Source organism: Mycobacterium sp. (genome assembly GCF_036490025.1).
In the GTDB taxonomy this organism is placed as follows: Bacteria; Actinomycetota; Actinomycetes; order Mycobacteriales; family Mycobacteriaceae; genus Mycobacterium.
Window position 1 is genome coordinate 16,255 of the sequence record NZ_DASXEP010000182.1, and the last position, 21,696, is coordinate 37,950.

Genomic DNA, 21,696 nt, shown 5'->3' on the forward strand with positions numbered 1-21,696 from the left:
GGGCACCGAAGTATCGGCGGCAACAAAGCCACCGACCGGGTAAACGGTCGGCGCGCTGGAGAGGTGACCATGGAACCGGCCGGGGCATACCCCGCGCCGGTTCGCTGTGCTCGGCGGCCTCGATGGGTCGCGCCGCCCTCGGTAAGCCGGCTGACCACCACCAGAGCCGGCGACGATGGTGACGGCCCGACGCGCCGTCCTGGTATCCGCGCGCTGGATGGCGTGCGAGGGCTCGCGGTCGCGCTGGTGCTCGCCGATCACGGTGGCATACCTGGCATGGCCGGCGGGTTCCTGGGCGTCGACGTGTTTTTCGTGCTCAGTGGTTTCCTGATCACCTCGCTGCTGCTCGACGAACTGGGCCGCAGCGGCCGTATTGACCTGGCCAACTTCTGGATTCGGCGGGCCCGCCGGTTGCTGCCGGCCCTGGTGCTGATGGTGCTGGCCGTGGCCATTGGGCGTCAATTCTTCTCACCCGAGGCGATCGTCGGATTGCGCGACGACGCCGTCGCGGCGTTCCTCTGGGTTGCGAACTGGATGTTCGTGGCCGACAAGACCGGCTATTTCGCGCAGGGCGCACCGCCGTCGCCACTGCAACACGCCTGGTCGCTCGGTGTGGAGGAGCAGTACTACATCGTCTGGCCGCTGCTGCTCGTTGCGGTTGCTGTGGTCCTGGCCGCGCGATCCCGCCGCCGGAACACCCGGGCCACCCTCGGCGGGGCCCGTTTGACGGTGTTCCTGCTGGCCACGGCCGGAGCGCTGGGGTCCGCCGCGACCGCGATCCTGCTGGCGTCCGACGCGACCCGGGATCGGGTCTACTTCGGCACCGACACCCGGGCCCAGGCGCTGCTCGTCGGCGCGGCGGCCTCGGCTTTGCTGGTCGGCGACTGGTCATCGCTGAATCGCGGGTGGTCGCTGATCCGGTCTCGCTGGGGCAGGTGGATCGCCAGGGTGCTGCCGGTGATCGGCTTGGTGCTGTTGGGGGCCGCCGCTCACTATGCCACCGGCAGCGCCCGCGAATTCCGCGGCGGTCTGCTGATTGCAGTCGCCATCGCGGCGGTGTTGCTGATCGCCCCGGTGGCGTTGGACCAGCAGGGACCGGTCGCCACCGTGCTGGCCTGGGGTCCGCTGGCGTGGCTGGGCACCATCTCCTACGGCGTCTACCTGTGGCACTGGCCGATCTTTCTCGTCCTCAACGGTGAGCGGACCGGATGGTCCGGACTCTCGTTATTCGGTGTTCGGTGCGCCGCCACGCTGGCGGTATCGGTGGTGTCGTGGTGGGCGATCGAACAGCCCGTCCGTAAATGGCGCCCGGTGCAGGTGCCGCTTCTGCCGCTGGCCGGAGCGACCGCGGCAACCGCCGCGGCGGTGACGCTGCTGGTGGTTCCGGTGGTGCCCAGGTCCGGCACCAGCGCACTCGACGCCAGTCTTCCGCCCGGTGTGTCGTCGGTCGCGGTCGTTTCGTCATCTCCTCCGCAGGGGGTCAGGCCGGCGCGGGCCGTCGCGCAGCGAGACCCGCGCCGGCCGTTCACCGTGTCGGTGTTCGGCGACTCGATCGGGTGGACGATGATGCACTTCCTCCCGGCGACGCCGGGATTTCAGTTCGTCGACCACACCGTGATCGGCTGCAGCCTGGTACGCGGAGGCCCCTACCGCTACCTGGGCCAAACTCTTGATCAAAAAAGTGAATGCGAATCGTGGCCGGGCAGATGGACATCACAGATCGCCGCTGACCGGCCCGACGCCGTCCTGCTGATCATCGGCCGCTGGGAGACCGTGGACCGGGTCAACGAGGGAACCTGGACCCACATCGGTGATCCGGCCTTCGACTCCTACATCAGCGGTGAGCTACGACGTGCGGTGGACCTGCTCAGCTTCAGCGGTGCGCCGTTGACAGTGGCGAACCTGCCGTACAGCAGGCGCGGTGAACGGCCGGACGGCAGCTTATATCCCGAAGATCAGCCTGAGCGGGCGGACGAATGGAACACCATGCTGGGCAAGACCATTGGCAATCGTCCAGGCGTGCGGATACTGGACCTCAAAAAGAAACTGTGCCCGGAAGGGACGTACACGGCCAAAGTCGACGGCATCCAGGTGCGCAGCGATGGCGTACACCTGACCGAGGAAGGCGTGCACTGGTTGACGCCCTGGCTCGAGGAATCGCTGCGGCCGCGCTGACTAAACCCCGGCGTGGCAGCTGATCTCCATACTGTCGCTCTCCCGCGCAGCGAAATTGACACTGACATAGCCGTTCTCGCTGTCGCGAACGTAGTCGAGGTAGGGCTTCGCGTCGGCCATCTCGGTGTTGTCGGCGACGACCAGAGCCCCGGGGGACAGCCGCGGCTCGACCAGCTTGATCACCGGCAGGTACAGCTCCTTCCAGCCGTCGAGCAGCACGAAATCAACCGGTCCATCCAAGGTCTCCAGCGTGGAAAGTGCGTCTCCGCCAAGGACAGTGATCACGTCGTCGAGCCCGGTCTGGGTGAATGTCTTTTTCGCCTCCGCGATCTTGGTCTCGCTGAGCTCGGTGGTCACCACCTGTCCGCTGCCGTTGTCGCGCACCGCCGATGCCAGGTGCAGCGCCGAAATGCCAAACGACATACCGAATTCCACGATGGTGGTGGGCCGGGTCGCCCGCACCAACGAGTACAGCAGTCGGCCGGCCTCCGGTGTCACCGGAATGTAGAAGGCGCTCATCGCGTCGGCACGTTCCTGAGCGGTCCGCGCGGCCGATATGTCGTTTCGCATGCCGCGCAGCTGAGCCATCTGTTGCCGCGACTCGGCATACATCCGGTCAAGAGCTTCTGCGACTCGAGGATCCTGCAATGTGGTGGCCATCTGTCGAGACTAGCCGCGCGAACGTGCCGATTGAACTCCAGCCGGCTACGGCAGCAGCACGATCTTGCCGTGAGTGTGCCGCTGCTCGAGTTCTTCGAACGCGTCGACGACCCGGTCGAGCGGATAGGTCGCGGCGACATCGAAGTCGATCGCGCCGGAAGCAACCAGATCGGCGATTTCGCTCAACACCGCAGGAGTCGAGGCCTCCGCGCTACCTTCGCTTTTCGCGCCCACCTCGGCGGCCTTTTGAAACGAGATGATGGTGTTGATCCGCTCGGCGGGCACGCCGAGGTCGACCGCGAGCTGAACATAGTCCGGTCCGAACAGGTCGATGAACGCATCGATGCCGTCCGGCGCGGCCTGTCGCAGGCGGTCGGCCAACCCGTCGCCGTATTCCACCGGCACAACACCGTGAGCGCGAAGCCACTCCGCATTACCGGATGACGCGATACCCAATACCCGCACGTCACGCAATGCCAACAACTGCGCCACCAGGCTGCCGACGCCGCCGGCCGCCGCCGAGACCGCGACGGTGTCACCCGGCTGCGGCGCTACCGCGCGAACGGCGGCGTACGCCGTGACGCCGACGACGTACAACGAACCCGCGACCTCCCAGCTAAGCTGGGCTGGTTTGTGAATCAGCTGGTCGACCGGGACGACGGTGTGAGTGGCGTGGCTCGACCGCTGAAAGCTGAAACCCAGCACCTCGTCCCCAGCGGCGAAGTCGCTGACACCGTCGCCGACCTCGACGACGACGCCGGCGAGGTCGCTGCCCTCACCGGACGGAAATGTCGTGGGAAACTGCTCATGCAGCGCACCACTGCGGATACCCGCCTCACCGGGATTGATTCCGGCCGCGCGAACCTCGACGAGAACCTCGGCCGCACCGGGGACCGGCCGATCGATCTCGGCCACATACAACACATCACGCCCGCCGTACTGATCGAAGCGGACCGCTCGCGCTTTTGCAGCTGCCATCGTGATTTCCTATCCGTCGTTGTGAAATACTCTGGGCTGCAACAACTTCGAGTGAGCGACGGCGACTCCAGTTACCCACATCGAGTAACCCATCATCCGTCCCTTGTCTGCAGCCGTCTGTAGGCCCAACTCAGCGGCCTGCCGATGTCTTCCGACGCCCGGTGTGACCGTCGTCATACCAGGACGCTAGGCCACCACGTTGATGGGGTCACCGATGTGAACGGTGTCGAAGTACCACGCGGCGTTGTCCGGGCTGAGGTTGATGCAACCGTGGCTGACGTTGGCATAGCCCTGCGAATCCACCGACCACGGAGCCGAATGCACATAGACACCGCTCCAAGTGACGCGAACGGCGTACGAGGCGGTGATCTTGTATCCCTCCGATGAGTCGAGTGGAATGCCGATGGTGCGCGAATCCATCACGACCGTGCGCTCTTTGGACAGCGCCGAGTAGTTGCCGATCGGGGTCGGACGACTGGGCTTACCCATCGACGCCGGCATCGTGCGCATCACCTCACCGTTGACGCTGACCGTGAACGTGTGCTCGGAGATGCTGGCGACCGCTGTCACCTGGTCGCCGGTGTCGAAACCCGTTGACAGGGCGTGCACTTGGACGCTGAGGTGGCTGTGGGCAGGCCAGTAGCCGTCCGGCTTCCACTGGACCACGTTGGTGTCGAGCCACTCGAACCGCCCGGTGATGTGGTTCGGGGCGGTGATCTTGATGGCCCGCTCGGCCGCTGCCCGACTGGTGACCGGGCCGGTGAACGTGACGATGACCGGGTGGGCTACGCCGACCACCGTGCCGTTGGCCGGCTGGATGGAGGCGACGGCGGCGGTCGGGTCTGTCGGTGCGATCGCCGCCGTGCTCGTGGCGCTCGATCCCGCGACGGCCAGCACTGCGATCAGGACCGCGTGCCACCCGGTTCGAATCGCTCTACCCACGGTGTCCACCCTCCGAGACGATGTAAGCCCGAAGCGCTCACATTCCGTATCTCCAATATGCCCTATCGCGCACAGCAAACGGATCATTGATGCATAAGTCGGGACCGCCGCGTTGGGCACCCAGCTATCATCACAGCTCGCGGCACTAATAGCGGCTGAAGCGTGATATCGAGGTCGCTGCGCCGGGCTGATTCGGCAAGCGCTAATCGGCCCGCCTATGCGGCGGCTGTGTGGGGCTCAGTCCGCGGACTTCACCCGCGTCGCAGCGGATTCCGGCATGGGTTCATATCGGGCAAAGGAGCGGGTGAACGAGGCCGCTCCGTGTGCGAGCGAGCGCAAATCGATGGCGTAGCGGGTCAACTCGACCTGCGGCACTTCGGATTTCACCAATGTGCGGTCATTGCCGGCGGTGTCGGTCCCCAATACCCGGCCACGACGGCCGGACAGGTCGCTCATCACCGCGCCGACGAGATCGTCGGGTATCAGCACCGAGATTTCGTCGATCGGCTCGAGCAGCGTCGCCTTCGCCGCTGCAGCGGCCTCTTTCAACGCCAGCGCGCCGGCCATCTGAAAGGCGAAATCCGAGGAGTCCACGCTATGCGCCTTGCCGTCGAGCAGGGTGACCCGGATATCGACCACGGGATACCCGGCGTGCACGCCCTTTTCCATCTGAGCGCGCACGCCCTTTTCCACGCTGGGGATGAACTGCCGAGGGACCGAGCCGCCGACCACCTTGTCGCAGAACTCGAACCCTGAGCCTTCCGGTAGTGGCTCCACCTCGATCTCGCACACCGCGTACTGGCCGTGTCCGCCGGATTGCTTGACGTGGCGGCCGTGGCCTTTCGCCTTGCTGCCGAAAGTTTCTCGCAGCGGTACCCGCAGCTCAACAGTGTCCACGCTGACGCTGTACCGGTTGGCCAGTGCGTCAAGCACCACACCGGCATGCGCTTCGCCCATGCACCACAGCACGGTCTGATGCGTTTCCGGATTCTGTTCGATCCGAAGCGTCGGATCCTCGGCGGTCAACCGCCCCAGCCCGACCGACAACTTGTCCTCGTCGGCTTTTGCGTGTGCCTGAATAGCCACCGGCAGTAGCGATTCCGGCATCATCCATGGCTTGAGCACCAGCGGCTGCGCCTTATCGGAGAGGGTGTCTCCGGTTTCTGCTCGGCTCAGTCGCCCTATCGCGCACATGTCGCCGGGCAGCACGACCGATGCGGGCCGCTGCTGCTTGCCCAGCGGGAAGGACAGCGCACCGATGCGTTCGTCTTCGTCGTGGTCAACGTGGCTGGCCAGGGAATCGGGGCCGGCCCCGTTGCTGTCGCCATTCGATGAGCCGAAGAAGGACGAGAAATGGCCCGACACATGAACGGTCGTGTCGGGCCTGATGGTCCCGGAGAACACCCGGACCAGGCTGAGCCTGCCGACGTAGGGGTCTGACGTCGTCTTCACCACCTCGGCCAGCAGTGGTGAATCCGAGCCGCACGTCACCTTGGTGAAGGTGGTGCCTTGCGGCGTAAAGACTTCCGGCAGCGGATGTTCCCGCGGTGACGGGAACCCGCGGGTGGCAACCTCGAGTAGTTCCAGGGTGCCGACGCCGGTGCTGCTGCAGACCGGGATGACCGGGAAGAACGAGCCACGAGCGACTGCTTTCTCCAAATCGTCGATCAACACCGCTTCATCGATCTTCTCGCCGCCCAGATAACGCTCCATCAGCGATTCGTCTTCGGACTCCTCGATGATCCCCTCGATCAGGGTGCCGCGGGCTTCCTCGATTTGATCGGCGTAGGAGCCATCCGGGGCGTGCGTGGTCCGCTTGTTGTCCGTGTACTCGTAGTGCGTCTGCGACAACAGCCCGATCACTCCGTCGCCGGACGGGAGGTAGAGCGGTAAAACCTTGTCGCCGAACGCATTCTGTGCTGCTGTAAGCGCGTTCTGATAGTCGGCCCTGGCGTGGTCGAGTTTGGTGATCACCACGGCCCGCGGCATCCCGACCTGGCTGCACTCCTGCCAGAGGGACTTCGTCGGCTCGTCGATGTCCTCGTTGGCGGCGATCACGAAGAGAGCGCAGTCCGCGGCACGCAACCCGGCACGCAGTTCGCCGACGAAGTCGGCGTAGCCGGGAGTGTCGACGAGGTTGACCTTGACGCCGTCATGCGCCAGCGAGGCCAGGGCGAGGCTGACCGACCGCTGCTGACGGATCTCGGCCTCGTCGTGATCGCAGACCGTGGTCCCGTCGGCGATGCAGCCGGGTCTGGACAACACCCCGGAGGCGACCAGAAGCGCGTCGACCAGAGTGGTCTTGCCGCCGCCGGACGGGCCTACCAGCACCACGTTTCGGACGGCGGCCGGATCGTCTACGGCGGGAGCTGCTCCTGCGCCGTGAGAATTGTGGGACTTGTCTGCCATGACGTCACTCCTCGTGTCCCGCGTCATCGTGGTGCACGTCACTTTTCTCCTAGCGCCCGCGCAATACAAGGGTGAACGGGCGGCGACGGCAGAACTGGGCAGCGCCGCGTTCAGCCGTGCCAGCTGTTCCAGCGCCGGACCGCGACGGAGATCACCGGACCATCCAGCGAAACCGATTGATATTGGCCGTATTTCGCGCGCAGGAGATCGCGTCCGGCCTGCATCGCGTCGCCGTCGAGATGGATCGTGGCGGCACCGTCGGCCCGGACCCACCACAGCTGCGCCCAGTCCTCGGCGTAGTGGTCAACCAGCACACTCACCTGCGGGTTGCGCTCGATGTTGGTCAGCCGCCGCAGCCGTTGCGTGGTCTTGGGTTTGGCGTCGACGGCGGTGTAGATGATCTCGTCGTGCAGCGCGAACACCACGGGCACCAGGTGCGGACGGCCGTCGGGGGCGACGGTCGCGAGCCGGGCTACCGGTGCCCGCGCGAAGCGGGTCTTGGGGTCGAAGTCGACCACGTCGCTGAGCCTAGGGCCCGGCAGGCGATTACGTAATCGTGAGGCCGCCGTCGACGATGATGGTCTGGCCCGTGACGTAGCCGCCGGCCGCTGATGCCAGCCAGATCGCGGTGGCAGCGAGTTCGCGTGCATCACCCAAGCGGCCCAGGATCAGCCGATGCGCCTGGCTTTCCAGATATCCGGGCTGGTACTCGTCGGTCATCTCGGTTTTGAAGAATCCCGGGGCCAACGCGTTGACGCGAATGCCCTTGCGCGCACCCCACTGTTGGGCCAGATCGCGGGTGAGTCCGATGATCGCGGCCTTGCTCGCGCTGTAGGCGGCCTGCGGCAGGCCCGCGGTGGTGATCCCCAGGACGCTGGCGATGTTGATGACCGAACTTCCGGGCTGCATGACCCGCCCGCAGGCTTGTGCCACCCAGTACGCGCCGTTGAGGTTGATGTCGATCACCGAGCGGAACTGGTCCGGTGTCTCCCGGGTCGCCGGGTGCGCGGTCCCCACACCGGCGTTGTTGATCAAGACGTCGACCCGGCCGAAAGTCTGCATCGCAGCGTCCACCAGCGCCCGGCATTGCCCGGGCACGCTGACATCGGTGGCGACCGTCAGCGCCCGGCGGCCGCCGGCCTCGACGAGGGCGGCCGTCTCGGCCAACCGGTCGACGCGGCGCGCGCCCAATACGACGTCGGCACCGGCCTCGGCGAATGCCTGGGCGAATGACACACCCAGCCCCGACGAGGCGCCGGTGACGACCACAACTTTGTCGTCCATCCGGAATGAATCAAGCACGCCCATGCGATGAACACCTTTGCTGTCGAGTGGCCGTCCGGCCCGAAGCTATGAAGCTACCCAAGAGTTGATGCGGCGGAGGATCCCGACGTTGATATGCCTGTTTGAACAACGCAAGCTACGGTTAGATGGACAAAGTTGTGCCGTCGACATCGAAACGTTGTGCACTTCCGCCCCCGATTCGGGGCGGAACTTATCCGGGAGGTGACGGGATGGGCGGATCGCACCGCCGCGGACCGCGGGGGTCGCTGCGCTTGCTCAGTCTGCTGGCAGCAACGGCGCTGGGCCTGGCAACAGCGCCCGTCCAGGCGTCACCCCTGACGCCCCCGGCGCCGCAAGACGTGGCGGCAGCCATCGGGCAGGTGGGTCCCGGAATCGTCGATATCGACGCCAAGCTGGGATATCAGAGCGCGATCGGCGCCGGAACCGGCATCGTCATCGACGGGGGCGGCGTGGTACTCACGAACAACCACGTGATTGCCGGTGCCACCAACCTCACCGCGAGGTCCATCGGCAACGGACAGACCTACCCGGCCTCGGTGATCGGCTTCGACCGCCAACACGACATCGCGGTGTTGCAACTCGCCGGGGGCGGGCTGCCTACGGCCAACACCGGCAACTCGGACACGGTGACCGTCGGCGAGCAGATCGTTGCGATCGGCAATGCCGGTGGCGTCGGCGGAGCGCCCAGCGCAGTGGAAGGACGCGTGGCCGCGCTGAACCAGACGGTGTCGGCCAACGATGCGCTGACCGGCAGCACCGAGACGCTGGACGGGTTGATGCAGCTCGACGCCGACATCCGACCCGGCGACTCCGGCGGACCGACGGTCAACGAGGCGAACCAGGTGATCGGCCTGAACACCGCCGCCTCGCAGAACTTCCATTTGGGCCGCGGTCAGGGTTTCGCGATCCCGATCAATGCGGCGTTGGCCGTCGCGGGCCAGATCCGGTCCGGCGCCTCGTCGCCGACCGTGCACATCGGGCCGACCGCGTTCCTCGGCGTCGGCGTCAACGACGCGTCCGGTGGCGCGGGCGCGATCGTCCGCCAGGTGATTCCGACCGGTCCTGCCGCAGGTGCCGGGATCAACACGGGCGACGTGATCACCTCGATCAACGGCCAGCCGGTCAACTCGGCCACCACGCTGACAAACATTCTCGATCAGCACCACCCCGGCGACAGCGTCAGTGTGGGACTGCAAGATCGGGGCACCAATGTGACGCTGGCGGACGGCCCGCCGGGCTGATCCGACGCCCAGTCGTGCGTGCTCAATTCGTTTGGCGCATAAAGTTTTCGATACCGGCCCCCGGGTACGTGTAGTCTCGTGGACTTGATCAGGGACAGAGAACACACGTCCGAGCATGATCCCGCGGAGGGAAGTCACGTCGAAGGCGGCGTGGTCGAGCACCCCAGCGCCGACGAGTTCACCGAGGCCAAGTCACTGCCCGCCGATCCGACGTGGTTCAAGCACGCGGTCTTCTACGAGGTGCTGGTCCGGGCTTTCCTGGACGATGACGCCGATGGGTCCGGTGACCTACGTGGGCTGCTGCAGCGGCTGGACTATCTGCAGTGGCTGGGAATCGACTGCATCTGGTTGCCGCCGTTCTACGACTCGCCGCTGCGCGACGGTGGCTACGACATCCGGGACTTCTACAAGGTGCTGTCTGAATTCGGCGCCGTCGAGGATTTCGTTGCGTTGCTCGACGCTGCCCACGAGCGGGGGATCCGCGTCATCACCGACTTGGTGATGAACCACACCTCCGAATCGCACCCGTGGTTCCAGGAATCGCGCCACGACCCCGACGGGCCCTATGGCGACTTCTACGTGTGGAGCGACACCAGCGAGAAGTACACCGACGCCCGGGTCATCTTCATTGACACCGAGGAGTCGAACTGGACCTTTGATCCGGTGCGCCGACAGTTTTACTGGCACCGGTTCTTCTCTCACCAGCCCGACCTGAACTACGACAACCCGGCGGTTCAGGAAGCCATGATCGACGTCCTTCGGTTCTGGCTGGACCTCGGTATCGACGGGTTCCGGCTGGACGCCGTGCCGTACCTATTCGAGCGGGAAGGCACCAACTGCGAGAACCTGCCCGAAACCCATGCGTTCCTCAAACGCGTGCGCAAGGTCGTCGACGACGAATTCCCGGGGCGGGTGCTGCTGGCCGAGGCCAACCAGTGGCCCAGCGATGTCGTCGAATACTTCGGCGATGCCAGCACCGGGGGCGACGAATGCCACATGGCGTTCCATTTCCCGCTGATGCCGCGCATCTTCATGGCGGTGCGACGTGAGTCGCGGTTCCCGATCTCGGAGATCCTGGCGCAGACGCCCCAGATTCCGGACATCGCGCAATGGGGAATCTTCCTGCGCAACCACGACGAGTTGACGCTGGAGATGGTCTCCGACGAAGAACGTGACTACATGTACTCCGAGTACGCCAAAGATCCGCGGATGAAGGCCAACGTCGGGATCCGCCGCCGGCTGGCGCCGCTGCTGGACAACGACCGCAACCAGATCGAACTGTTCACCGCTTTGCTGCTGTCGCTGCCCGGATCCCCGGTGCTGTACTACGGCGACGAGATCGGAATGGGCGACGTGATCTGGCTGGGTGACCGCGACGGGGTGCGGACCCCGATGCAGTGGACCCCGGACCGCAACGCGGGGTTCTCCAAAGCCAACCCCGGTCGGCTGTATCTGCCGCCCAGCCAGGACTCGGTCTACGGGTACCAGGCCGTCAACGTCGAGGCCCAACGCGACACCTCGACGTCACTGCTCAACTTCACTCGCATGATGCTGGCGGTGCGTCGCAGACACGAAGCTTTCGCGATCGGAAACTTCGCCGAGCTGGGCGGGTCCAACCCCTCGGTGTTGGCGTTCCTGCGCCAAGTGCCGGACGACGGTGACACGGTGCTCTGCGTCAACAATCTGTCGCGTTTCCCGCAGCCCCTCGAGCTGAACCTGCAGGATTGGAGCGGCTATACGCCGATCGAGCTCACCGGCCACGTCGAGTTTCCGCGCATCGGTCACCTGCCGTATCTGCTGACACTGCCGGGGCACGGTTTCTATTGGTTCCAGTTGTGCGGGTCTGAGGAGTCGCAATGAACTTGCCGTGGTCAGAGTGGCTCCCGCAGCAGCGCTGGTACGCCGGCCGCGGCCGCGAGCTGGCTGCCGCCGAGCCGGACCTCGTGGTCGGGCTGGGCGACGATCTGGATCTGGTACTGCTGAACGTGACCTACACCGACGGCTCGGCCGAGCGGTATCAGGTGATCGTCGGCTGGAATTCCGAGCTGCCTGCCGAGTACAACACCGTCGCAACCATCGGCGCCGACGTTGATCGGACCGGCTACGACGCACTCTACGACCCGACGGCGGCAGCATTTCTGCTGTCCTTGGTCGGCACCTCGGCCACCCGCGAAGGCGTCTCGTTCGGCAAGGAGCCCGGTGTGACCCTGCCGGGGGAGGCCTATCCGCGGGTCTCGGAGGCCGAGCAGAGCAATACCAGCGTGATCTTCGATCGCGACGCCATCTTCAAAGTGTTTCGTCGGGTCAGCCCGGGCGTCAATCCCGATATCGAGCTCAATCGGGTCCTGGGCCGGGCGGGAAATCCGCATGTTGCGCGCCTGTTGGGCACCTACGAGCTGACCGGCCCGGACGCCGACGCCAGCTGGCCGCTCGGCATGGTGACCGAGTATGAAGCCAACGCCGCCGAAGGCTGGGCGATGGCCACTGCCAGCGTGCGCGATCTGTTCGCGGAGGGCGATCTGTACGCCCACGAGGTCGGCGGCGATTTCGCCGGCGAGTCTTACCGGTTGGGTGAAGCCGTGGCTTCGGTACATGCCGGGCTCGCCGAAACCCTCGGCACGTCGAAGGCCCCGTTTCCGGTCGAGACCATGCTGGCGCGGTTGTCGTCGGCGGCCGGGTCGGTGTCCGAACTCGAGCACTACGCGCCGGCGATCGAGCAGCGCTTCCAGAAATTGGCGGGGCAGACGATTACGGCGCAGCGGGTGCACGGCGACCTGCACTTGGGTCAGGTGCTGCGGACACCGGAGTCCTGGTTGCTGATCGACTTCGAAGGTGAGCCGGGTCAGCCGCTGGAAGAGCGTCGCGCACCGGACTCCCCGTTGCGCGACGTCGCGGGCGTGTTGCGTTCTTTCGAATATGCCGCCTACGGTCCCTTGGTCGATCAGTCGGGCGACAAGCAACTCGCCGCGCGTGCGCGAGAGTGGGTGCAGCGCAACCGAACAGCGTTTTGCGATGGTTACGCCACGGCATCCGGCGTCGACCCGCGGGATTCGGCGCTGATCTTGGCGGCGTACGAGCTGGACAAGGCGGTTTACGAGGCCGGTTACGAGTCCCGGCACCGCCCCGGTTGGCTGCCGATTCCGCTACGGTCGATCGCCAAGTTTGTAGCAGATTGATGTGAGTCTCACCTGAATGGCCGTGCCCGCCGTGCACACGGCGTCGCTCCTTTGAAAGCATAGTTTTATGTTGCGGGAGATGTTCGACAGTGAAGCGCGTTTGTCGTGGGTGCTGGCCGCGCTTGCCGGAGTGCTCGGCGCAACGGCCTTTGCCCACTCCGCCGGGTACTTCGTCACGTTCATGACCGGGAACGCGCAGCGCGCCGTGCTGGGATATTTTCGCGACGACGTTCTGTTGTCCGTGACGGCAAGTCTGCTGCTGATGAGCTTCGTCGCCGGCGTGGTGGTTGCCTCGGTGTGCCGGCGGCATTTTTGGGTCGCGCATCCGCACGGATCGACGATGTTGGCTACCTTCAGCCTGTTGGCGGCCACGGTGGTGGACGTCTTGGACGAAGGCTGGGAAGAGAACCAGCTCGATTTCCCCCCGATTATGTTGCTGGCCTTCGGCATTGGTGCCCTGAACACGTCATTCGTCAAAGACGGCGAGGTCTCGGTGTCGTTGAGCTACGTCACCGGCACGCTGGTGAAGATGGGCCAGGGCATCGAACGGCACATCGCCGGCGGAAATCTCTCGGATTGGCTCGGCTACTTACTGCTGTTCGCCAGCTTCATCTTCGGCGCCACGGTGGGCGGGGTGATCAGCTTGTTCGTCAACGGGACAGGGATGCTGGTGGTCGCCTCGGCGGTGTGCACGTTGACCACCGCCTATACGTACTGTCATCAGGACCGCCGCGCCCTGCTGAATTAGCTTCACCCACATGTACATCGGCAGCAGCGCTGGGGGAGCGCTGCTGCCGATGCGTGGGTGGAGACGTCAGGTGGCGGCTGGACCACCGCTCAGGGTCCGCTGAATGTCGGGCTTCATGGCAACCAGTTGCTGGTTCCAGTAACCCCAGTCATGCGTTCCGTTGGGCGGGAAGTTGAACGTCCCGTTGCGGCCGCCCGCGGCCGTGTAGTTGTCGCGGAACTGCTCGTTGGTGCGCAGCGTGAACTGCTCCAAGAACTTGGCCGGCATGCTGTCGCCGCCCAGGTCGTTCGGAGTGCCGTTACCGCAGTACACCCAGATGCGGGTGTTGTTTTGCACCAGCCGAGGGATCTGGACCATCGCGTCGTTGCGTTTCCACGCCGGGTCACTCGTCGGGCCCCACATGTTGGTGGCGTTGTAGCCGCCCGCATCGCCCATCGCCAGACCGATCAGTGTCGGCCACCAGCCCTCAGAGGGGTTCAGGAAGCCGGACAGCGATGCGGCATAGGAGAATTGCTGCGGGTAGTACGCGGCCAGGATCATCGCGGAACCGCCCGACATCGAAAGACCCACCGCCGCATTACCATTCGGGGAGATACCCCGGTTGGCCTGCAGGTACGCCGGAAGCTCCCTGGTCACGAACGTTTCCCATTTGTAGGTCTGGCAGCCGCTCTTGCCGCATGCCGGCTGGTACCAGTCGCTGTAGAAGCTGGACTGTCCACCGACCGGCATGATCACCGACAGGCCAGACTGGTAGTACTCCTCGAACGCGGGAGTGTTGATGTCCCAGCCGTTGAAGTCGTCCTGGGCGCGCAGCCCGTCGAGCAGGTAGACGGCGTGCGGTCCCCCGCCCTGGAATTGCACCTTGATGTTGTGGCCCATTGCCGCCGACGGTACGTCCAGATACTCGACCGGCAGGCCCTTCTTGGAGAACGCCCCCACGGTCGCCGAGCCGCCGATAGCACCGACGACGCCGGACAGCAGCGCCGCCCCGATAGCCGCGATTGCCAGTCGGCGCGGCAACTGTGTCGCCGCACCGCGGAACTTCTCAACGAACTTCATAGCTCCTACACATCCCAACTTTCATCTGCCGCAATTTGCGGTCGAATAGCTGTCTGTGGCAGTCAAACACGACGGGAGTCACACGCGTGTTACTCGCCCCGGGGTGTGGGATCGCGGTTCGCTAACGATTGGGGCTCAGAGCGTTACTTCAAGATAACGATCGTGAAACGGGGCTACCGACGTCAGTTGAACGCCCCGCCGAATCGAATTCAGCAGGGGGCGTTATAGATTCGTGACCTACACAACTGAGCGTCGCAAAAGCGTTGAGACAGTGGCGATTCCGAGCACCGTCGCCACGACCAGCACGTACCGATCAGTAGCGCCCCAGGCGATGCAACACGACGTCCGCGAGCGCGCCGCCCTCGATCTGCGCAGTCATATAGGTGCAGAACGGTTGTCTGCGGCGATCGGTCGGCGAGCCCGGGTTCAGCAATCGCAAGCCGGTGCTGGTCGTGGTGTCCCACGGGATGTGGCTGTGGCCGAACACCAGTACATCGGTGTCGGGGTAAAGACGCGACATGCGGGTTTCCCGGCCCGCGGTGGCACCCGTCTCATGTACCACCGTGAATCGCAGCCCGTCCACGACCACGTCTGCGCGTTCCGGCAACCGCGAACGCAGGGCCGGACCGTCGTTGTTGCCCCAACACGCCACCAGTCGCGGGGCCTTGGCCGACAACTCGTCGAGCAACTCGGGTACCACCCAGTCGCCGGCATGCACAACGATGTCTGCCTGAGCGACCTCGTCCCACACTCGTGCCGGCAGATCGCGGGCGCGTCGCGGAACGTGGGTGTCGGCGAGCAGCAGCAGTCTCACGGAGCCATCTTGCACCTGGTACGGCGGCTATTGGTCGGTGCTGCGCGCTTCCGCCCCGGTCTCGCCGGCGTCGATAGCGTCGTCGGCGGAAGTCCGTCCGACATAGCTTCCGTCGTCTTCGCGCCCGTCGCGGGCCTCCGTCTGGTGGCGTTCGGTCTCGACGTCCTCTTCGGCCTTGTGGCCTTTGCGGCCAAGCATTGGGCTCCTTCCGGGTGCCTCGCTGGATCTGACGTGGGTACCCGGTCGCGAATCGCGGCGAAACATCGACCCGGGGTGGCGCAGGCTGCCGAAACACCGAGTGGCACGATACTTAGCAGCGCCGCCCGCATCGACGTCGGGCCGACTCAAAGGAGAGAAACGCTATGCGCACCTTCGAATCAGTCGCCGATCTTGCCGCAATCAAGGGTGAAAGCATCGGACAGAGCGACTGGGTGGCCATCAGTCAGGAAGACGTCAATCTCTTCGCCGACGCGACGGGCGATCACCAGTGGATCCACGTCGACCCGGAAAGGGCGGCCAAGGGTCCGTTCGGCAAGACGATTGCGCACGGTTTCATGACGCTGGCGCTGCTGCCGCGGCTGCAGCACCAGATCTACACGGTCAACGGCATCAAACTCGCAATCAACTACGGCCTCAACAAGGTTCGCTTCCCGGCGCCGGTACCGGTCGGCTCCCGGGTTCGCGCGCAGAGCTCGTTGGTCAACGTCGAGGACCTGGGTAATGGCGCGGTGCAGGCGATCGTGTCGACCACGGTGGAGGTCGAGGGCTCGGACAAACCGGCATGTGTGGCCGAGAGCGTCGTTCGCTACATCTCGTAGGAAGGCGGACTCATGGACGCTGACCTGGCTTCTTGGCTGGATGCCGGACGGTACTTCGACTATCTCGGTTTCGACATCTTCTACCGGATCCAGGGCAGTGGCCCGCCGTTGTTGCTGATTCACGGCTACCCATTCAATTCCTTTGACTGGGCGCCGATCTGGCCGACGCTGACGCAGCGGTTCACCGTGATCGCGCCGGATATGATGGGCATGGGCTTCTCCGCCAAGCCCGTCGCTTACGAATACTCGGTGCACGATCACGCTGACATGCACGAGGCACTACTGGCCCACCTGGGCATCGGTAACGCGCACATCCTCGCTCATGACATCGGCGACTCGGTGGGTCAGGAGTTGTTGGCGCGTCACGAATTTGGGCAGTCTGCCTACGGCACGCTGCGCATCGACTCGATCACCTGGCTCAACGGCGGCATGTTCGTCGAGACCTACACGCCGCGGGCCGCACAGAAGCTGATGTCGGGAACTCCGTTGGGCGGCATCGTCAGTCGCGTGCAGAACACGCCGCTGCCTCGTCGACTGCTGGAGTCGACGCTGCGGGAAATGTTCGGCCCGAACACCAAACCGACGCCGCACATGATGGATGTGTTCAGCCAGATTTTGGGCTACAACGACGGCCGCCGTGTGCTGCACAAGGTCGGCCGCTTCATCGGAAACCGCTACACGCACCGCAATCGATGGGTTCGGGCCATGCGGGAGACCGACATTCCGATGCGGCTCATCGACGGGCCCGTCGACCCCAACTCCGGCGCACACATGGCACGCCGCTACGCTGAGGTGATCCCCAGCCCCGACGTGGTGATGCTCGCCGACGACATCGGGCACTGGCCGCAACTGGAGGCTCCCGAGGCGGTGCTGACACACTTTCTCGCCCACATCGACCGCGTCACCGGCGGAAGCTAGAACTCGGCGACCGCGTGCTCCAGCCGTTCGGCCACCCGGGCCTGCGCCTCGGCGCGCCGAGTGGGCAGATGCTGCGACGGGAAAGGCGTTGTGACCGGCTCGTATTCACGCAAGGTCCGGCGGGCCACCGTCATCTTGTGTAGCTCGGTGGCACCGTCGGCGATGCCCAACGACTCCGCGGCGATCATCATCTTGATGAACGGCATTTCGTTGGACACCCCGAGCGCGCCGTGCAGGTGTAAAGCGCGCTGCACGACGTCGTGCAGCACTGTAGGCATCGCGACCTTGACCGCGGCGATGTCGCGGCGCACCTTCTGGTAGTCGTGATGCTTGTCGATCAGCCATGCCGTGCGCAGCACCAGCAGCCGGAACTGCTCGATCTGGATCCAGCTGTCGGCGATCTTCTCCTGTGTCATCTGGAAATTCGACAGCGGGCCCATCCGGGTTTGGCGCGATACCGCCCGCTCACACATCATGTCGAAGGCCCGCCGGGCCAACGCAATGGTGCGCATGGCGTGATGGATGCGACCGCCACCCAGCCGGGTCTGCGCGATGGCGAAGGCTTGTCCCTCGCCGCCGAGGATGTGGTCGGCGGGCACCCGGACGTCGGCGTAGCGAACGTAGCCGTGGGTGGCGTGTGATTCCGTGCCGACCCCGACGTTGCGGATGATCTCGAGGCCTGGCGTCCCGGCGGGGACGATGAACAACGACATCTTGTCGCGGGTGCGCGCGTCGGGATTGGTGACCGCCATGACGATGAAAAAGCTCGCATGCCGGGCGTTGGTGGAAAACCATTTCTCGCCGTTGATGACCCAGCTGTCGCCGTCGCGCTCGGCGCTGGTCACGAACAGGCCCGGATCCGAACCGCCTTGCGGCTCGGTCATCGAATAGCACGAGGTGATATCGCCGTCCAGCAGCGGCTGCAAGTAGTGCGTTTTCTGCTCGGGGGTGCCGAACAGGGCGAGGATCTCGGCGTTGCCGGAGTCGGGTGCCTGCGAGCCGAACACGGACGGCGCCCAGCGAGACCGGCCCAGGATCTCGTTGAGCAGCGCGAGCTTGACCTGGCCATAGCCCTGACCGCCGAGTTCGGGTTTCAGGTGAGCGGCCCACAGGCCGTGATCCCTGACCTGCTGCTGCAGGGGCCGCAAGGTCGCCATGGTCTCGGGATTCTTTTTGTCATACGGGTCCAGCGCCACCAGGTCGAGTGGCTCGAGCTCGTTGACCATGAATTCTTCGACCCAGTCCAGTTTTTCCTGGTATTCGGGGTCGGTTTCGAAGTCCCACACGATTTCCGACGCTACTACTCTGTCCGCTAATGACAATCCATACGCGTCCGGCGCGCAAAGCTGACGTCACCGAGCTCTCGCACGCCCTCGGCCGCGCCTTCTACGACGACCCGGTGTCGGTCTGGATCATGCCCGACGACCAAGCCCGGGCCGCGCACTTGCGGAAGTTCTTCGCAACCGTCACCCGCCACCACCATCTGGCCGGTGGTGGTGTGGAGGTGGCCAGCGACGAGTCCACGATCGGCGCGGCAGCGCTCTGGGATCCGCCGGGCCGGTGGCAGCAGTCGGGGCGCGAACAACTGATGATGCTGCCGTCGTTCATTCTCGGATTCGGACCGCGGCTGTCGCTCGGCCGCAAGTTGGGCGATCTGTTCGCCAGGATGAAGCGGCAACACCCCGAGGAGCCGCACTGGTATCTGGCGGTGATCGGCAGCGACACGTCCGTTCGCGGCAAAGGCTATGGGCAGGCGCTGATGCGCTCACGCCTCGATCGAGTCGACGCCGAGCACGCCCCGGCGTATCTCGAGTCCAGCAAGGAAGAGAACGTGCCGTATTACCAGCGGTTCGGTTTCGAGGTGACCGGCGAGATCGTCATCCCCGACGGCGGTCCGACGCTGTGGCCGATGTGGCGGGCGCCGCGGTAGTTCCGGGTGTTTAGCTGCCCGACGCTGAGGGCAACCGAGTGGACATGGCTGATGACGACACCTTGGACCCAAGCGAGTCGACCGACTCCGACGAGGTGCGCAACGACGACGGCGACATCGTCGTCGACCCTCCCGACGATTGGAGCGAGGCCGACAAGTTCGGGATGACGGCGCGCGAAGAGGAGGAGGGCGAGGCCCTCGACGACAAACTCAGCGCCGAGGAACCCGATGTAGTGCCCGAACCAGGACCCCCTGCCGAGCGGCCGGCTCGCGTCCATCGTGGCCAGATCGACGGAACTCCCGAGGATGGCGACTCGCTATTCAACGTCGATCGGTGACGTCTTAGTAGAGGCGCGCAGCGTCGCACGGAATTGCATTGCCCGGTAAGGCCATCCGAGTGTGGTGTTCCACTGCGATACCACCAGGCCGACACCGCCGACAACATCGAGCGTCGATCCCGGCAGTAGGTATCCGCCGTACAGTTGCGCCACCCGGCTTTTGGCGTGGTCTTCACCGTCCCACCCGGATCCGAGTATCGGGCGCTGCAGCGGGGTGGCGCGCACGGCCGTGGGGGATTTCATCACCCGATACCCAAGCGCGTATTCCGACGACAGGAACCCGCCGAGAATCCATTTACCGTCCGCGAGCCGGCGCAGCGACAGTTCACCCCAGGTCTCTCCGAGGGGAGTCAGCGGCGTCGGCTCTCTGCCCCATGACCAGAGGGCGCGGGCGCGTCCCCAGCCGGAGTACTGACGCGGATCGCCGATGTGTTCGGGGCGGACCCGCTTCAGGATGATGCCTTTGTCGCGCTGAAAGCCCGTGGACACCACGTAAATCCAGCCGTCAACCGGGTCGTAGTCCCAGGACCAGCACTGCGCATGGCCACCGTGCAGTCCGGCGGGAAACCTGGTGTTGCCACCCAGGTGGCGCCAAGAGATGCCGCTGTCGTCGGAGCGCCAGATCTCGGTCCACACCACGTTGCCGAAGCCTCGGTTCACGATCGCGTGCAGGTAGAGCGTGTCGCCTACCCGCAGCAGGTCGGACGGAATCACCGTGCTGATACCGCGGCGCGGTCGGCTGCAGGTGCGATGGGCGTAGTGCCAAAGTTGTTGCGCGAATTCAGGATCGGCGCCGCCGGCGCGGTGGTAGGTGATTGCGTGACCGGCGTCGCCTTTACCGATGAGGATCACCGGCGAACGCCACTCGCCGTGCCCAACGCGATTGCCGGAGAAGGTGTCTCCGAATACCGAGACCAGCGTCCCGTTGGGTGCGGTCACCGACGCGCCCAGGTCGGTGCACGTCACGCCCCACCGACCAGTGATGCCCGGCCCGGTGATGTCCGCCAGCTTGCCCTCGATGCGGCGAGCGTCCGCCATGGCCGTCAGTCCGACCAGTGCGTCACGGGCCGTTCTCGGCATTGGCCGTCGACGATGATGTCGACCCGCTCGTTGAAGAACGCGACGTAGTCCCGCACGGGTTCGGCTTCGCGGAGCGGTGCGGGATAGGTCCACGCCACGTCGGCGGGTCCATCGGGCACCGACAAATACGATGCCCGGCCCTTGTACGCGCAATAGCTGATTGTTTCGCTCGGATCGAGGTCGGCGACGACGTCCGCACGCGGAAGATAGAACCGCACGGGCAACAGGGTTTCGAACAGCAACAGTGGCCGTGACGACTGGGCCAGCAGTCGACCCTCCCACTCGATACGTACCTGCCGGGTGCTTGCCAGGATGTCGACGCGTTTGAACGGGTCGTGCGGATGGGCCACGATCGGCTCGTTTTCTTCGTGCCACTCGAACGCGCTGAAATCGAACGTCAGATAGCCGGAAAGGTCGGGGTCATCGGGCCGGAAAGCCGCCGACGGGTGTCGCACGCCGTCGACGACCACGTCGAACATCTCGCCAGTGCAGCTGTGCACGGCGAACGGGTTGGTCGGGAACAGCAGCGATTCATCGACGAGATCGTCGATCCGGCCCGCCGATTCCAGCTCGGCCGTCACGTCGGCCTCCGGCACGGCGTAGGTCGGGACCAACCGCCGCGGTTCCCACACCAGCAGCCCGTTGATCGTGTCCGCGACCGGCCCGCCGTCCAGGTCAATCCGAAGACGCTTCTCGGTGGGCTCGTAGCGCAGCGATCCCAGCGCGCCGCCGAGCAGGTCTCGCATTCGGGTGGCCATCACTCCATCATGACGCGGCATGCACCGACTCGACGGTGTAAAGAAGCGGTTCGAATCCGTCGGCCAGGCCGGCGCACTGCGCCATGTGTTCGCGCGCACTGGGGTTCTCCCGCATCGCCTGCATTGCCTCCACGCTGCGCCACTGCGCGTAGTTGACCACGCGGGTGCCGTCGGTGCTCAGATGAATGTTCGCCGAGATGAAGCCGTCGATGTGCTGCATGACGTCCTCGGTGGCCGCCGTCAGCAGATCGGCGAGTTGTCTCGCCCGCTTGGGTTGCACGGTGAACACGTTGATCAGCGTTGCGTGGTCGGCGTGTGCGGTAATGGTCGACATGATTCTCTCCTTT

The 21,696-nt window shown here is 65.1% G+C and carries 22 protein-coding genes; 9 read left to right on the forward strand and 13 right to left on the reverse strand.

Annotated features, from left to right (window positions below):
* Positions 1-69: 69 nt before the first annotated feature.
* Complete coding sequence (locus VGG53_RS21620) at positions 70-2,175, forward strand: acyltransferase family protein (RefSeq protein WP_331520196.1); 2,106 nt, start codon at positions 70-72, stop codon at positions 2,173-2,175.
* Here the strand turns inward: VGG53_RS21620 and VGG53_RS21625 are convergent, their stop codons facing one another.
* From VGG53_RS21625 to VGG53_RS21650, 6 genes are all read right to left on the reverse strand, one after another.
* Positions 2,176-2,835: an O-methyltransferase gene (locus VGG53_RS21625; protein WP_331520162.1), complete on the reverse strand. Its 660-nt coding sequence runs from the start codon at positions 2,833-2,835 to the stop codon at positions 2,176-2,178.
* Positions 2,836-2,880: 45 nt separating this feature from the next.
* The gene (locus tag VGG53_RS21630) at positions 2,881-3,813 is read right to left on the reverse strand and encodes an NADP-dependent oxidoreductase (protein ID WP_331520163.1); all 933 of its coding nucleotides are present in this window, start codon (positions 3,811-3,813) and stop codon (positions 2,881-2,883) included.
* 186 nt (positions 3,814-3,999) lie between these two features.
* Entirely contained in the window at positions 4,000-4,755 is a 756-nt protein-coding gene (locus tag VGG53_RS21635) for a L,D-transpeptidase (RefSeq protein ID WP_331520164.1), read from the reverse strand.
* A 237-nt stretch (positions 4,756-4,992) separates the two neighbouring features.
* A complete protein-coding gene (locus VGG53_RS21640; protein ID WP_331520165.1) occupies positions 4,993-7,164 on the reverse strand; it encodes an elongation factor G-like protein EF-G2 in 2,172 nt (723 codons plus the stop codon).
* A 110-nt stretch (positions 7,165-7,274) separates the two neighbouring features.
* On the reverse strand, positions 7,275-7,682 hold the full coding sequence (locus VGG53_RS21645) for a TIGR03668 family PPOX class F420-dependent oxidoreductase (RefSeq protein ID WP_331520166.1): 408 nt from the start codon (positions 7,680-7,682) through the stop codon (positions 7,275-7,277).
* A 28-nt stretch (positions 7,683-7,710) separates the two neighbouring features.
* A complete protein-coding gene (locus VGG53_RS21650) occupies positions 7,711-8,472 on the reverse strand; it encodes an SDR family NAD(P)-dependent oxidoreductase (RefSeq protein ID WP_331520167.1) in 762 nt (253 codons plus the stop codon).
* A 206-nt stretch (positions 8,473-8,678) separates the two neighbouring features.
* Here VGG53_RS21650 and VGG53_RS21655 point away from each other — a divergent pair, with 206 nt between their 5' ends.
* From VGG53_RS21655 to VGG53_RS21670, 4 genes are all read left to right on the forward strand, one after another.
* Complete coding sequence (locus tag VGG53_RS21655; protein ID WP_331520168.1) at positions 8,679-9,710, forward strand: S1C family serine protease; 1,032 nt, start codon at positions 8,679-8,681, stop codon at positions 9,708-9,710.
* An 87-nt stretch (positions 9,711-9,797) separates the two neighbouring features.
* Positions 9,798-11,570 (forward strand): maltose alpha-D-glucosyltransferase, encoded by a 1,773-nt coding sequence (gene treS / locus VGG53_RS21660; protein WP_331520197.1) that lies wholly within the window; start codon positions 9,798-9,800, stop codon positions 11,568-11,570.
* Entirely contained in the window at positions 11,567-12,886 is a 1,320-nt protein-coding gene (locus VGG53_RS21665) for a maltokinase N-terminal cap-like domain-containing protein (RefSeq protein WP_331520169.1), read from the forward strand. The genes treS and VGG53_RS21665 overlap by 4 nt, the downstream gene beginning before the upstream one ends.
* Before the next feature lie 67 nt (positions 12,887-12,953).
* On the forward strand, positions 12,954-13,634 hold the full coding sequence (locus VGG53_RS21670; RefSeq protein ID WP_331520170.1) for a YoaK family protein: 681 nt from the start codon (positions 12,954-12,956) through the stop codon (positions 13,632-13,634).
* 66 nt (positions 13,635-13,700) lie between these two features.
* Here VGG53_RS21670 and VGG53_RS21675 read toward each other — a convergent pair whose 3' ends face one another.
* From VGG53_RS21675 to VGG53_RS21685, 3 genes are all read right to left on the reverse strand, one after another.
* Positions 13,701-14,693 carry an alpha/beta hydrolase family protein gene (locus VGG53_RS21675; protein WP_331520171.1) on the reverse strand — a complete coding sequence of 331 codons (993 nt, stop codon included), beginning with the start codon at positions 14,691-14,693 and terminating at the stop codon, positions 13,701-13,703.
* 313 nt (positions 14,694-15,006) lie between these two features.
* Positions 15,007-15,507 (reverse strand): metallophosphoesterase, encoded by a 501-nt coding sequence (locus VGG53_RS21680; protein ID WP_331520172.1) that lies wholly within the window; start codon positions 15,505-15,507, stop codon positions 15,007-15,009.
* Between the two features lie 27 nt (positions 15,508-15,534).
* Positions 15,535-15,705, reverse strand: a complete 171-nt coding sequence (locus tag VGG53_RS21685; RefSeq protein WP_331520173.1) for a hypothetical protein — start codon at positions 15,703-15,705, stop codon at positions 15,535-15,537.
* Positions 15,706-15,869: 164 nt separating this feature from the next.
* Between VGG53_RS21685 and VGG53_RS21690 the strand changes: the two genes are divergently transcribed.
* Both VGG53_RS21690 and VGG53_RS21695 read left to right on the forward strand, forming a co-directional pair.
* Positions 15,870-16,325: a MaoC family dehydratase gene (locus VGG53_RS21690; RefSeq protein ID WP_331520174.1), complete on the forward strand. Its 456-nt coding sequence runs from the start codon at positions 15,870-15,872 to the stop codon at positions 16,323-16,325.
* Between the two features lie 12 nt (positions 16,326-16,337).
* Entirely contained in the window at positions 16,338-17,243 is a 906-nt protein-coding gene (locus tag VGG53_RS21695; protein ID WP_331520175.1) for an alpha/beta hydrolase, read from the forward strand.
* On the opposite strand, the gene VGG53_RS21700 is transcribed toward VGG53_RS21695, so the two are convergent.
* Positions 17,240-18,529, reverse strand: coding sequence for an acyl-CoA dehydrogenase family protein (locus tag VGG53_RS21700; protein WP_331520176.1), 1,290 nt, complete (start codon positions 18,527-18,529; stop codon positions 17,240-17,242). The genes VGG53_RS21695 and VGG53_RS21700 overlap by 4 nt on opposite strands.
* A gap of 29 nt (positions 18,530-18,558) precedes the next feature.
* On the opposite strand from VGG53_RS21700, the gene VGG53_RS21705 reads away from it, so the two are divergent.
* Positions 18,559-19,173 (forward strand): GNAT family N-acetyltransferase, encoded by a 615-nt coding sequence (locus tag VGG53_RS21705; protein WP_331520177.1) that lies wholly within the window; start codon positions 18,559-18,561, stop codon positions 19,171-19,173.
* 38 nt (positions 19,174-19,211) lie between these two features.
* Positions 19,212-19,511, forward strand: a complete 300-nt coding sequence (locus VGG53_RS21710) for a hypothetical protein (RefSeq protein ID WP_414689027.1) — start codon at positions 19,212-19,214, stop codon at positions 19,509-19,511.
* Here VGG53_RS21710 and VGG53_RS21715 read toward each other — a convergent pair.
* Genes VGG53_RS21715 through VGG53_RS21725 form a run of 3 tightly spaced genes read right to left on the reverse strand, consistent with a single transcriptional unit; the run spans position 19,491 to position 21,683 of the window.
* A complete protein-coding gene (locus VGG53_RS21715; RefSeq protein WP_331520179.1) occupies positions 19,491-20,549 on the reverse strand; it encodes a DUF4185 domain-containing protein in 1,059 nt (352 codons plus the stop codon). The two genes, VGG53_RS21710 and VGG53_RS21715, sit on opposite strands and share 21 nt — an antisense overlap.
* A gap of 5 nt (positions 20,550-20,554) precedes the next feature.
* Complete coding sequence (locus VGG53_RS21720; protein WP_331520180.1) at positions 20,555-21,349, reverse strand: DUF427 domain-containing protein; 795 nt, start codon at positions 21,347-21,349, stop codon at positions 20,555-20,557.
* A 7-nt stretch (positions 21,350-21,356) separates the two neighbouring features.
* Positions 21,357-21,683, reverse strand: coding sequence for an antibiotic biosynthesis monooxygenase family protein (locus VGG53_RS21725; RefSeq protein ID WP_331520181.1), 327 nt, complete (start codon positions 21,681-21,683; stop codon positions 21,357-21,359).
* Positions 21,684-21,696: the final 13 nt, after the last annotated feature.